10 protein-coding genes are annotated in these 12413 nt (G+C 72.9%); 2 read left to right on the top strand and 8 right to left on the bottom strand.

Annotated features, from left to right (window positions below; all coding sequences use genetic code 11):
- Nucleotides 1-91: 91 nt before the first annotated feature.
- From ACZ4SW_RS03820 to ACZ4SW_RS03805, 4 genes are all read right to left on the bottom strand, one after another.
- The gene (locus tag ACZ4SW_RS03820; protein WP_468237466.1) at nt 92-1150 is read right to left on the bottom strand and encodes a hypothetical protein; all 1059 of its coding nucleotides are present in this window, start codon (nt 1148-1150) and stop codon (nt 92-94) included.
- Between the two features lie 197 nt (nt 1151-1347).
- On the bottom strand, nt 1348-2040 hold the full coding sequence (locus tag ACZ4SW_RS03815; RefSeq protein ID WP_468237464.1) for an LPXTG cell wall anchor domain-containing protein: 693 nt from the start codon (nt 2038-2040) through the stop codon (nt 1348-1350).
- A 543-nt stretch (nt 2041-2583) separates the two neighbouring features.
- Complete coding sequence (locus ACZ4SW_RS03810) at nt 2584-3126, bottom strand: ATP-binding protein (RefSeq protein ID WP_468237461.1); 543 nt, start codon at nt 3124-3126, stop codon at nt 2584-2586.
- A gap of 257 nt (nt 3127-3383) precedes the next feature.
- Nucleotides 3384-3752 (bottom strand): STAS domain-containing protein, encoded by a 369-nt coding sequence (locus ACZ4SW_RS03805; protein ID WP_389002946.1) that lies wholly within the window; start codon nt 3750-3752, stop codon nt 3384-3386.
- Nucleotides 3753-4003: 251 nt separating this feature from the next.
- Here ACZ4SW_RS03805 and ACZ4SW_RS03800 point away from each other — a divergent pair, with 251 nt between their 5' ends.
- Nucleotides 4004-4930, top strand: a complete 927-nt coding sequence (locus ACZ4SW_RS03800) for an RNA polymerase sigma factor SigF (protein ID WP_468237458.1) — start codon at nt 4004-4006, stop codon at nt 4928-4930.
- A 404-nt stretch (nt 4931-5334) separates the two neighbouring features.
- Nucleotides 5335-6900 carry a ricin-type beta-trefoil lectin domain protein gene (locus tag ACZ4SW_RS03795; RefSeq protein WP_468237456.1) on the top strand — a complete coding sequence of 522 codons (1566 nt, stop codon included), beginning with the start codon at nt 5335-5337 and terminating at the stop codon, nt 6898-6900.
- 32 nt (nt 6901-6932) lie between these two features.
- Here the strand turns inward: ACZ4SW_RS03795 and hutI are convergent, their stop codons facing one another.
- The 4 genes from hutI to hutU are packed head-to-tail and all read right to left on the bottom strand — an operon-like array spanning nt 6933 to nt 12365.
- Nucleotides 6933-8105, bottom strand: a complete 1173-nt coding sequence (gene hutI / locus ACZ4SW_RS03790) for an imidazolonepropionase (protein WP_468237453.1) — start codon at nt 8103-8105, stop codon at nt 6933-6935.
- Nucleotides 8106-8155: 50 nt separating this feature from the next.
- Nucleotides 8156-9496 carry a formimidoylglutamate deiminase gene (locus tag ACZ4SW_RS03785; protein ID WP_468237451.1) on the bottom strand — a complete coding sequence of 447 codons (1341 nt, stop codon included), beginning with the start codon at nt 9494-9496 and terminating at the stop codon, nt 8156-8158.
- Nucleotides 9487-10704: an allantoate amidohydrolase gene (locus ACZ4SW_RS03780; RefSeq protein ID WP_468237449.1), complete on the bottom strand. Its 1218-nt coding sequence runs from the start codon at nt 10702-10704 to the stop codon at nt 9487-9489. Before ACZ4SW_RS03780 ends, ACZ4SW_RS03785 begins: the two co-directional genes overlap by 10 nt.
- Nucleotides 10701-12365: a urocanate hydratase gene (gene hutU / locus ACZ4SW_RS03775; protein ID WP_468237446.1), complete on the bottom strand. Its 1665-nt coding sequence runs from the start codon at nt 12363-12365 to the stop codon at nt 10701-10703. The genes ACZ4SW_RS03780 and hutU overlap by 4 nt, the downstream gene beginning before the upstream one ends.
- Nucleotides 12366-12413 lie beyond the last annotated feature (48 nt).

Here is a 12413-nt window from a genome sequence, read left to right as displayed (position 1 = left end):
CTTCTGCCGCCGCTCCGAACCGCTCTCCTGCCGCCGCCGCTCCCGACCGCTCTCCTGCCGCCCGCCGCCTTGGACGCGCTCCGTTGCGTTCTCACGTGTTTCCCTTCGTCGGGGTCGCCGGACTGTCCTCGTGCGGTGCGGAGAGCCGGCCGCTCGCCGCGGTCCCCGGATCCGTGTCCGGGGTGAACCACGGCAGGGCCGGCGTCGTGCCGGTCTGCGCGGGAGCGGGCGGCTTCGGCAGGTGCAGGGCGAGGTCGGGCCGCCCCGGCCCCCGGCGGCGCACCACCACGCCGCGCGGCCGCACCCGGTCCACGACCGCCATGCCGACGCGGAACACGGCCGCCGGTACCACCAGGCAGACCAGGGCCCAGAAGACGGTCACGCCCCAGGGCCGGCCCACCCCCCACGGCTGCTCCGCGACGACCTTGCCGGCGTACTCCAGGGAGACCGTGTAGTCGCCGTGGGCGCCCGCCGTGAGCTCCACCGGCAGCCTGATCTCCGCCTTCCGGCCGGGCGCGACCGTGCCGTGCCACTGCTGCTCGTCCCACTGCGGTGCGAACACGCCGTGCGAGGTGCCGACGCGGAAGACGGGGTCCTTCACCGGCGAGGAGCCGGCGTTGCCGACGGTGAACACGAGCGTGCGCCGGGGCGGCGCCCCGAACCAGGTCAGCAGCCCGCTGGAGCCGTCGAGACGGGTGTCCGTCAGCACCGAGAGCCGCCCGGCGGCGGACTCGGCGGGCAGCGGCCGCACGGGGTGCCCCGCGACCTGGAAGACCGCGTCGGCGCTCGCCCCGGCCCCGGTGACGGTGGCGACGTGCACCACGCAGGGGCAGGGCACGGGCGGCTCGGTCACCGGCAGCTTCCTGGCGAAGTGCCCGCCCGCGTCGGTCGTGACGGCCCGTCCGTCCGCGTTGGCGCAGGAGTTGGTGCCGCCGATCACTCCCCGGGACGGCGTGGCCTGCCCGCAGACCAGGATCATCAGCAGCGCACCCGGCCGCCAGCGGCTGCCGGTCACGGTGATCGAACCGCCCGTCCCCGCCTGCGCGGCGGACAGCTTCACGGCCGGTTCGCCGGCACCCCAGGCGGGGACCGCCAGGGGTGCCAGGACCAGCGCGAGCACCGCCGCAAACGCCGAGATACTCCCCTTCACGTCGCCGCTCCCGTCAACTCGGCTCGCGCGTCCGGCCGTTCGCCCCGCCCGCCGCGGCCACCGTGACCAGGACGTCCACCGCTTGAAGCGCCGGGTGGGCCGGCGGACGCGGGCGCGGCGGCCTGCGGGCCCGCACAGGCGAGGGCGAGGTCGTGGCGGACGTACGGCATGGCGGCTCCTGTGGGCACGGGGTCGGCTCAGTGGCGTACCGCCTGGTTGCGGCGCGTCAGCCACAGCACCCCGGCCGCGCCCGCCAGCAGGACGGTGCCGCCGAGGGTGCCGAGGGCGACCACGGAGTCCTCGGGTCCGGTCTGCGGCAGTTGCCCGCCGGAGGACGTGCCGCCCGGGGCGGAGCCGGAGGTGCCGCCGGTGCCGCCGCCGGCCGCCGTGACGTCGAGGGTCAGGGACGGGCCCGGGTGGTTGGCGGGCGTGCACGTGGTCGTCGTACCGAGCGCCTTGATGGTGAGCACGCCCGCGGTGAAGGTGACCCTGCCGGTCTTCCCGGGCGTGTACGTGCCGCTCAGGTCGCTGATCTTGATGGGGGTGTCGGCGGGGATCGCCGCCTGGTTGGCCGGGCCCGTGACCGTCAGGGTGCCGCTGTCGGCGCCGCCCACCACGATCGTGGCGCTCGGGCTCATCGCGCCCTTGCCCAGTTCGACCGGGCTGGAGGAGACGCCCTTCTGCCAGGACATGGTGATCCGGTAGGCGCTGCCGCTCCGGACACCCCTGATGTCGATGGGCGAGACGGCGCTCTTGTCGCCGATCGGCGTCCTGCACTGGTAGTTGACGTCGACGACCTCGGCCCGGGCCGCGGGAGCGGCCATCAGGACCGCCGAGCCGGCCAGGGCGGCGGCGGACGCGAGCGCGGCGCTTCGTTTCCGGTACGACACGGTCCCCTCATTCCTGACGGCACATCAGATCGGCCGTCAAGGTACGCCCGGGGCCGTGGGGAGGGAAGACACAGGGGCGCGCGGGATCCGTGGGGATCCGGCGCGCGAGGCGTGTCGCACGAAGAAGGGTTCGAACCGCGGGTAACCGGAGGTCAGACGTCCGCGGGGTGACGGGGGGGGGAGTCCCGAGGCGGCGTGGGGCGGAAGTCCGCGAGGCGAACAAGGGCGGAAGTCCGCGAGGTTCGGCGGGGGCGGAAGTCCGCGACAGCGGCGGGAGGCCAGAAGTCCGCAGGCGGCCGGGGGGGGGCGGGCGCCGGCAAGGGGACCCTACGTCAGATGCCCGAGGGGGACCGAGGACGGAGGTCAGACGCCTGCAAGGCGACCGGAGGTCAGGCATCTGCAAGGCGACCGGAGGTCAGGCGCCTGCAAGGCGACCGAAGGTCGGACATCCGCAAGGCGACCGGAGGTCAGGCGCCTGCAAGGCGACCGAAGGTCGGAGACCCGCAAGGCGACCGAAGGCAGGACGCTAGGTGGCCGAGCCCGTCAGGCGGGCGCGCCGAGCTCCGCCCACACCGTCTTGCCGGCGACGCCGGGAGTCCTGACGACGCCCCAGTCCAGGCAGAGCCGCTGCACGATGAACATCCCGTGACCACCGGGGCGTCCCGCGCGGTGCGGGGTGCGCGGGGCGGGCTGGCCCGCGCCCCGGTCGGAGACCTCGATGCGCAGCACCTTGTTGTCGCAGGCGATCCACAGTTCTTCCGGGCCCTCGGCGTGCAGGCAGGCGTTGGTGACCAGTTCGGAGACGACGAGCAGCACGTCCTCGGCCGCGGCCCGCTGGTCGGCGGTGGCGGCGGGCAGCCAGCCCCACGCGTGCAGAGCCTGGCGGGTGAAGTCACGAGCGAGCGGCACGACCCCGCTCTCGCCCGCGAAGCTCAGCCTGCGGGCCTGCCGGGCAGCGGAGGGTGCCGCCTCCCCGGGGCCCCCGGAGGAGGCGCCCTCGCCCGGCATGCCCTGCGCGGACGTTCCGGAAGCGCCGCTGGGCTCGGGGCCGCGGTCGCCCGGCGAGTAGGGCCGGGTGGTGCTCATCAGCGCTTCACCTCACCGATTCACCAGTTCACATTCAACACTCGGTCAGTACGGGGGTCGGCGTCGTATCCGCCGGTTGGTGCTCGTGCCGTGCGTCCCAGGCGCTCTTCTTGCGGCCTTCGCCCTCGCTGCCGACATAGTCAGCATGTCTCCTGCCCGACCGGATCGCTGGAACACCCACGGATTCGGCCCGGGTCTGTGACGCGCGTAACGCGCCGATAACGCGGAGACATCCGGGACGCGAACCATCGGCCGTGTCATTCGGCCAGCGCCGCGTCCAGCGTGTCGTGGACGGTGAAGACGGCGTCCGCCCCGGTGATCTCGAAGACCCGGGCCACCACCGGCTGCATCCCCACGAGGTGGACCCCGCCCCCCGCGGACTCGGCCTTCAGCCGGGCGGAGAGCAGGACGTTCAGCCCGGTGGAGTCGCAGAACTCCAGCCCCGAGCAGTCGACGACCAGGCGCGAGAACCCCTTCTCGAGGCAGTCCTCGAGCGGTTCGCGCAGCAGATCGGCGGTGTGGTGGTCCAGCTCACCCGCCGGGGTCACGACGGCACTCGTGCCTTCTTGTCGCACCTCGACCAGAAGCCGGCCCGACTGTGCGCTGCCGACCGTCCCGCGGTCCATGCCGTCTCTCTCCCGACCGTCGTGGTTGATGATGGACGCCCTCGAACATTACGCCCTCTGCGCGCCTCTCGGCACCCGAACAACCCCACCAATTCGGACATTTCGGCACAGTACGCACTTGCGAACGGTCGGCGAAAGCGGGTAGGGCTAGTACAGACACCTATTCAACACGGCCGGCTTTGGAGGGCGCCGCACACCGCAGTGCACATATGGGCATCGGCGGCCATATGCCGACAACGATGGAGGACATCATGTCACCCCGGCTCGACGCATCGCAGACCCAGAAGGCGACGTCGACAATTCCCCTGGATCGACCGGACCACGACCACGGCGACGTCCTGGCCGACCACGAAGGCCTCACCGGGCCCGACGGCCTGGCCGACCTACCGGAGATCCCCCCGTACCACGAAGTGGGACCGGTCGACGCCCGGGCTCTGTCCAAGACGCTCTTCGAGAGGCTCGAGTCACTCGAAGAGGGCACGCACGAATACTCGTACGTGCGCAACACACTCGTCGAACTGAACCTGGCCCTGGTGAAGTTCGCCGCCTCCCGCTTCCGCTCGCGCAGCGAGCCGATGGAGGACATCATCCAGGTGGGCACGATCGGCCTGATCAAGGCCATCGACCGGTTCGAACTCAGCAGAGGCGTCGAGTTCCCCACCTTCGCGATGCCGACGATCGTCGGCGAGATCAAGCGTTTCTTCCGCGACACCTCGTGGTCGGTCCGCGTCCCGCGTCGGCTGCAGGAGCTACGACTCGACCTGGCGAAGGCCGGTGACGAACTGGCCCAGAAGCTCGACCGCGCACCCACCGTGGCCGAACTGGCCGAACGCCTCGGCATCTCCAACGAGGAGGTCGTCGAGGGCATGGCCGCGTCGAACGCCTACACGGCCAGCTCCCTGGACGCCCAGCCCGAGGAGGACGACTCCGAGGGCGCCCTCGCGGACCGCATCGGCTACGAGGACCACGGGCTCGAGGGCATCGAGTACGTCGAGTCGCTCAAGCCGCTGATCGCCGAACTTCCGCCGCGTGACCGGAAGATCCTCTCACTGCGCTTCGTGGCCAACATGACGCAGTCGGAGATAGGCGACGAGCTGGGCATCTCGCAGATGCACGTGTCACGGCTGCTGTCCCGCACCCTGGGACGCCTGCGCAAGGGGCTCACTGTCGAGGAGTGAGATCCGGCGCCGCTCCGCGGCGCGTGACATCCGCCACGGCTACGCGGTGACACGGAACCGCCGCGGGTACGCGGTGACACGGCATCCGCCGCGGGTACGCGGTGCGTGACACTCCGCGCGACACCCATCGAGCCTCGAGTGGCACCAGCCGAGTGGCACCAGCCGCCCGGTGTCCGGCCGAATCCCGGAATTCGGCCGGACACCGGGCGACTTGCGTTCGGACACACCACTCACAGGTTGTTCCCCGACCGTTCATCACCTGCTTACAACGTGTTCCCCGGTTACCCACGGGAACCCCTTTTCCCGCAGAGTGACTTCCCTCACTATGGTCAACCCATACCGGCCAGTACGTCTGGAACCCAGGCGTGCCCGTCGGCGGACACGGGCTGCGAGGAGGCAGCGGGATGACCCGGGCGGAACGGGACGACGACGATGACGACGACGCCGGGGCCGGCGGCGGCATGCACGGTACGGTGCCCGACGCCCGCCTCACCGATCTGCTGAGGAAGGACACCCCGACCGCGTATCCAGCGCTGCGCGAACTACGCATGCGCCACCGCCCCGCGGTCCACGCCTACGCGCGGCTGTGCGCGGTCGACGAGACGGCGGCCCGGCAGCTGACCGCTCAGGCATTCGCCCTCGCGGCCCGCGACACCGCCCGCGGCACCGACCCGCGCGGCCCCTGGCGGCATCGGCTCCTGCTCCTCGTGGGACGGGTGGCCGCCTCCTGGGCGACGGACGAACGCGCGGCCCGGCTCGATCCGGGGCTGCTCACGTATCTGCGGGCGGCCGGACCCGAGGGCGTGACTCCGGCGATGCTGGCGGCGTTCCAGGCGCTCCCGGTCCGGGTGCAGGGCCTGGTCTGGTACGGCGTCGTCGACCAGGAACCGCCGGAGCGCGCGGCCGTTCTGCTCGGCCTGTCCCCGCAGGATGTGACGTACGACATCGAACCGGCGTTCAAGGCGCTGCGCGAGTCCGTCCTGAAGACCCGGCTCGCCGGCTCCGGCAACCCGCGCTGCCAGGACTTCCGGCGGCTCATCGAGGAGTCGGTGCGCCCGGACAAGCCGCGCTACAGCGCCGATCTGCACGCCCACATGGCGTACTGCGTGCACTGCGCCACCGCGTACGAGGAGCTGTCGCACCTGCGGGACGCCCCGCGCGCGGCGCTGGCGGAGGGGCTGCTGCCGTGGGGCGGCACGGCGTACACACGGGGCGAAGCGGAGGAGCAGTGCGCGGCCGCCGCGGCGCGGCTCGCCGACTGGTGGCCGTCGCGGCGGTTCACGCTGGCGGCGACGGCCGCGGGTGTGGCGCTGGTTCCGCTGCTGGTCTATCTGGCGGCCTCGGGCGGTTCGGAGCCGGCGCGGGTCGCGAACGACATCCGCCGGCCGACGCCGCCGCCCGCGGTGACGGTGACGGCGACGGCGACGGTCTCGGTGACGCCGTCGTCCTCGCCCTCTCCTTCCCGGACTCCTGCGACGACGTCGCCGAGCCCCACACCGACGCCCTCACGAACGGCGACCGCACACCCGGCGCCCCCGAAGCCGAAACCTCCCGTCGCGCACCCGCCGAACGGCACGTTCGCCCAGGTGGTGAACATCGCCTCGGGTCTGTGCCTGGACATCCGCGACGGGGACATGGACCTGGGTACCGACGTCATCACGGCCCCGTGCACGTCGTCCCCGACCCAGCGCTGGCGCGTCGACGCCGCGCGCGGCGTCCTGCAGTCGGAGGCCGACCCCGGCTTCTGTCTGGACAGCCGCGGCTCCACCTACCGGGGCGTCGGAATCTGGGAGTGCTCCTCGGTCGACGGCCCCAACGGGGAGAACCTGCGCTTCACGGTCGACTCCCGCGGCGTGATCCGCCCGGCGATCGCTCCCGACCACGCGGTGACGCCCTACGACGACGGCACGGTGTTCCTGAGACGGGACCGGGGCGGGGACGACCAGCGCTGGAAGGCGGGGGCGTCCTGAGGGCCACCTGACGGCCAGTGCCGCGGCAGGCACTAGGCGACCCTCCGGCCCCGCCGCCACACCTCGTCGACCAGCGGTACGCCCGGACGGTAGGCCAGGTGGACGTGGCTGGGGGCGTCGAGGATCGCCAGGTCCGCGTAGGCGCCCGGGGAGAGGCGGCCGATGTCCGTGCGGCGCAGGGCGCGGGCGCCGCCCGCCGTGGCCGACCAGAGCGCCTCGTCCGGGGTCATCCGCATGTCCCGGACGGCGAGCGCGATGCAGAACGGCACGGAGGACGTGTAGGACGAGCCGGGGTTGCAGTCGGTGGACAGGGCGACCGTGACCCCTGCGTCGAGGAGGCGGCGGGCGTCGGGCCACTCGGCGCGGGTGGAGAACTCGGCGCCCGGCAGCAGGGTGGCGACCGTGTCGCCGTTCGCCAGGGCGTCCACGTCGGCGTCCGTCAGGTGCGTGCAGTGGTCGGCGCTGGCCGCGCCGAGCTCGACGGCGAGCTGCACGCCCGGGCCGTACGACAGTTGGTTGGCGTGGACCCGTGGGTGCAGGCCCTTCTCCCGGCCCGCGGTGAGGATCGCCCGGGCCTGGTCGCCGTCGAAGGCGCCCTTCTCGCAGAAGACGTCGATCCACCGGGCGTGCGGGGCGCAGGCGTCGAGCATCTCGCCGGTGACGAGGGCCACGTAGGCGGCCGGGTCGTCGGCGTAGTCGGGGGAGACGATGTGGGCGCCGAGGTAGGTGACCTCGTCCGTGTGCGCGGAGGCGATGCGCAGGGCGCGTTCCTCGTCGTGGACCGTGAGGCCATAGCCGGACTTGGTCTCCAGGGTGGTGGTGCCCTGGCGGAGGGCCTCGGTGAGGTGGCGGACGAGGTTGGCCTCCAGTTCCGCGTCCGTCGCGGCCCGGGTCGCCGCCACGGTGGTGCGGATGCCGCCCGCCGAGTAGCCGCGGCCCGACATGCGGGCGTTGAACTCCTCGGTGCGGTCGCCCGCGAAGACCAGGTGCGAGTGGGAGTCCACGAAGCCCGGGATCACCGCGCGGCCGCCGGCGTCGACCCGGTTGTCAGTGGCGGGTGCTTTGCTTGACTCACCGATCCAGGAGACGCGGTCGCCGTCGATGACGAGGGCCGCGTCCCGGATCAGTCCGAGGGAGGAGGCGTCACCGAGGGAGGGGTCGTTGGTGACCAGGCTGGCGATGTTGGTGATGACCGTGCTGCTCATGGTTTCCTCGTGGGTGGCCGGGCCGGGGGTGGCCGAACTGGCTGCGGGCGTCAGGCGCGCAGGGCTTCGACGGCGTCCGCCAGCGCCCGCGGCACGTCCGGTACGAGCGTGTGGGCGCCGTCGCGGACGACGTGCCGGCCGCCCACGACCGTATGGCGGACGTCCGCTGCCGTCGCCGCGAATACGGCCGTCTCGGCGCCCAGCCGCGGCAGGGGCCCCGCGGTCCTGACCGAGTCGAGCGCGATCGTCGTGAAGTCGGCGGGCGCGCCGGCCTCCAGGACGCCCGCGCCCTCCCAGCCGAGCGCCGCATGCCCGTCGGCGGAGGCGGCGCGCAGCAGGGCGGCCGCCGTCCAGTGGCCGCGGGTGCGGGTGCGCAGCCGCTCGTTCAGCTCCATGGCCCGGGCCTCCTCGAACAGGTCGATGACGGCGTGGCTGTCGGAGCCGAGACTGAGCGGCGAGCCGGCGGCCTGCAGGGCCGGGGCCGGGCCGATGCCGTCGGCGAGGTCCCGCTCGGTGGTCGGGCACATGCAGGTGCCGGTGGCGGTGGAGCCGATCAGCCGGATGTCCTCGTCCGTGAGGTGCGTGTTGTGCACCCCGGTGGTGCGCGGCCCGAGGACGCCGTGGTCGGCGAGGAGCCGGGTGGGGGTGCGGCCGTGCGCCTGCCGGCAGGCGTCGTTCTCGGCCGTCTGCTCGGACAGGTGCACATGCAGCGGGGCCCGCCGCTCCTGCGCCCAGCGCGCCACCGTCGCCAACTGGTCGGCGGGCACGGCCCGTACGGAGTGGATCGCCGCACCGATCCGTGCGTGCTCACGTTCCTTGAGAACTGAACAGCGTTCGGCCCATGCCTCGGCCGTGCCGTCGGAGAAGCGCCTCTGGTGGGTGTTGGGCGGCTGTCCGAAGCCGGAGGAGAGGTAGGCGGCGTCGAGGAGGGTGATCCGGATGCCGGCCTCGGCGGCGGCCGCGATGAGCGCCTCCCCCATCGCGTTGGGGTCGGCGTAGGGGGTGCCGCCGGGGGCGTGGTGCACGTAGTGGAACTCGCCGACGGCGGTGACCCCGGCCAGCGCCATCTCCGCGTACACGGCCCGGGCGAGGGCGTGGTAGGTGTCCGGGGTCAGTCGGTCCGCGAACGAGTACATGACCTCCCGCCAGGTCCAGAAGGTGCCGGAGCCGACCTGGACGGTGCCGCGCAGGGCGCGGTGGAAGGCGTGGCTGTGGGCGTTGGCGAGGCCGGGGAGGGTGAGCCCGCGCAGGACCTCGGCGCCGGGCTCGGGCGCGTCGACGCCGGTGCGGACCGCGGTGATACGACCGTCGGCCACCTCCAGGGCGACACCCGGCTCGACGACGGGGTCGAGCCAGGCGTGCTCCAGCCAGTAGGTCCGTGTCACCTGCACACCAGCCCTTCCAGTACGTCGGCGAGTGCGGCCACCCCGGCCAGGCAGTCGTCCTCGGCGGCGTACTCGGCCGGGGAGTGCGAGACGCCCGTGGGGTTGCGCACGAACAGCATGGCGGTCGGGATGCTCCCGGAGAGGATCCCGGCGTCGTGTCCCGCCCCGGTGCCCAGGACGGGCACCGTCAGGCCGGTGTCCCGGCCCAGGATGCGGACCAGTTCCTCCCGCAGGGCGTGGTCGAACTCGACGACGGGCGTGAACGACTCCCGCACCACGTCGAGATCGACACCGTGGGCGTCGGCGTACTCCCGGGCCGCCTTCTCGATGCCGCCGACCACGGTGTCCAGGCTCGCCCGGTCGGCGGCACGGGAGTCGAGCCAGCCACGGACGAGGGACGGGACGGCGTTGACCCCGTTGGGCTCGACGGCGATCTTCCCGAAGGTGGCGACGGCACCGGCGAGTTCGGCCTCGCGACGGGCGGCGAGCACGGTCTCGGCGTAGGACAGCATGGGGTCGCGCCGGTCGGCGAGCCGGGTGGTCCCGGCGTGGTTGGCCTCGCCCCGGAAGTCGAACCGCCACCGCCCGTGGGGCCAGATGGCACTGGCGACCCCCACGGCGTCCCCACTGAGGTCCAACGCCCGCCCCTGCTCGACATGCAGCTCGACGAACGCGCCGATACGGCCGAGCCGCTCGGGATCGGGTCCGATGGCGTCGGCGTCGTACCCGGCGGCCTCCATGGCCTGCCGCAGCGTGATCCCGTCACCGTCGGTCAGCCGGTGCGCCTGCTCGCGGGTGAGCTGCCCGGCGGTGAGCCGCGACCCGACGCAGGCGAGCCCGAACCGGGCGCCTTCCTCGTCGCCGAAGTTGACGACGGCGAAGGGCTTGGCGAACGGGACTTTCCTGCTCCGCAGCTCGTCCAGCGCGGCGAAGGCGGAGACCACTCCGAGGGGTCCGTCGAAGGCGCCGCCGTCGGGCACGGAGTCGAGGTGGGACCCGGTGACGACGGCGTCCCCGTCAGCGGGGTCGCCGAGCCAGGCCCACTGGTTGCCGTTCCGGTCGACCTCGTAGGCCAGCCCCCGGGCTTCGGCCTGCTCCTTGAACCAGGCCCGGCACTCGGCGTCGGCACCGGTCCAGGCGAAGCGGCGGTAGCCGCCGGAGGCGGAGCTGCGGCCGACCGGCAGCAGCTCCGCCCACATGCTGTGGAAGGTCACGCGCCGTCACCCTCGCGCATCGGCACCCGCACGCCCCGCTCCGAGGCGACGGACTCCGCGATGTCGTACCCGGCGTCGACGTGACGGATCACACCCATCCCGGGGTCGTTGGTGAGCACCCGGCGGATCTTCTCGCCGCCGAGCTTCGTACCGTCCGCCACCGTCACCTGCCCGGCGTGGATGGACCGTCCCATCCCCACGCCGCCCCCGTGGTGGATGGACACCCAGGACGCCCCGGACGCCACGTTCACCATGGCGTTCAGCAGCGGCCAGTCCGCGATCGCGTCCGACCCGTCGAGCATCGCCTCGGTCTCGCGGTACGGCGAGGCGACGGACCCGCAGTCGAGGTGGTCGCGGCCGATGACGATCGGCGCGCTCAGCTCCCCGCTCGCCACCATGTCGTTGAACCGCTCACCGGCCTTGTCCCGCTCCCCGTACCCGAGCCAGCAGATACGCGCCGGCAGCCCCTGGAAGTGCACCCGTTCACCGGCCATCTTGATCCAGCGCGCGAGGGACTCGTTCTCGGGGAAGAGCTCGAGGATGGCCTTGTCGGTCTTCGCGATGTCCGCCGGGTCGCCCGACAGCGCCGCCCACCGGAACGGGCCCTTCCCCTCGCAGAACAGCGGCCGGATGTAGGCGGGGACGAACCCGGGGAAGGCGAAGGCCCGTTCGTAGCCCGCGAGCTGCGCCTCGCCGCGGATCGAGTTGCCGTAGTCGAAGACCTCCGCGCCGGCGTCCATGAAGCCGACCATGGCCTCGACGTGCCGGGCCATCGACTCACGCGCGCGGGTGGTGAAGCCGGCCGGGTCCTTGGCGGCGTAGGCGGCCATGTCCTCGAAGGCGACGCCCACCGGGAGATACGACAGCGGGTCGTGGGCCGAGGTCTGGTCGGTGACGACGTCGATGGGGGCGCCCATGGCGAGGAGCTGCGGCACCAGCTCGGCGGCGTTGCCGAGGACGCCGATGGACAGCGGACGGCGGGCGTCGCGCGCCTCGACGGCCAGCCGCAGGGCGTGCTCCAGGGAGTCGGCCTTCACGTCCAGGTACCGGTGCTCGATGCGGCGCTCGATGGCACGGGGGTCGCAGTCGACGCAGATCGCGACGCCGTCGTTCATGGTGACGGCGAGCGGCTGGGCGCCGCCCATGCCGCCGAGGCCGGCGGTCAGGGTGATGGTTCCGGCCAGGGAGCCGCCGAACTTCTTGGCGGCGACGGCGGCGAAGGTCTCGTAGGTGCCCTGAAGGATGCCCTGGGTGCCGATGTAGATCCAGGAGCCGGCGGTCATCTGCCCGTACATCGTGAGGCCGAGGGCCTCCAGGCGGCGGAACTCCTCCCAGTTGGCCCAGTCGCCGACGAGGTTGGAGTTGGCGATCAGGACGCGCGGCGCCCACTCGTGGGTCTGCATGACGCCGACGGGGCGGCCGGACTGGACGAGCATCGTCTCGTCCTGCTTGAGGGTCTTCAGCGTGCGGACCATGGCGTCGAAGGAGCGCCAGTCACGCGCGGCCTTGCCTGTGCCGCCGTAGACGACGAGCTTGTCGGGGTGCTCGGCGACCTCGGGGTCGAGGTTGTTCTGCAGCATCCGCAGGGCGGCCTCCTGCTGCCATCCCTGGGCGCTCAGTGCCGTGCCGCGGGGCGCTCGGACGGGCCGGGGTCCTGACATGGTCTGCCTCCTGAGGGACGGCGCACGCGGCCGGGGGGCGCGCGGGAC

This window comes from Streptomyces sp. NPDC028331 (assembly GCF_055565775.1).
Note: the sequence above shows the minus strand (reverse complement) of the source record. Positions and strands in the feature narration are given on the sequence as shown.

What these genes read in the sequence shown, in the direction of transcription:
- ACZ4SW_RS03800 (WP_468237458.1), top strand. Translation starts at nt 4,004, where the DNA reads ATGTCACCCCGGCTCGACGCATCGCAGACCCAGAAGGCGACGTCGACA.
- ACZ4SW_RS03805 (WP_389002946.1), bottom strand. Translation starts at nt 3,752, where the DNA reads ATGGACCGCGGGACGGTCGGCAGCGCACAGTCGGGCCGGCTTCTGGTC.
- ACZ4SW_RS03795 (WP_468237456.1), top strand. Translation starts at nt 5,335, where the DNA reads ATGACCCGGGCGGAACGGGACGACGACGATGACGACGACGCCGGGGCC.
- hutU (WP_468237446.1), bottom strand. Translation starts at nt 12,365, where the DNA reads ATGTCAGGACCCCGGCCCGTCCGAGCGCCCCGCGGCACGGCACTGAGC.
- hutI (WP_468237453.1), bottom strand. Translation starts at nt 8,105, where the DNA reads ATGAGCAGCACGGTCATCACCAACATCGCCAGCCTGGTCACCAACGAC.
- ACZ4SW_RS03810 (WP_468237461.1), bottom strand. Translation starts at nt 3,126, where the DNA reads ATGAGCACCACCCGGCCCTACTCGCCGGGCGACCGCGGCCCCGAGCCC.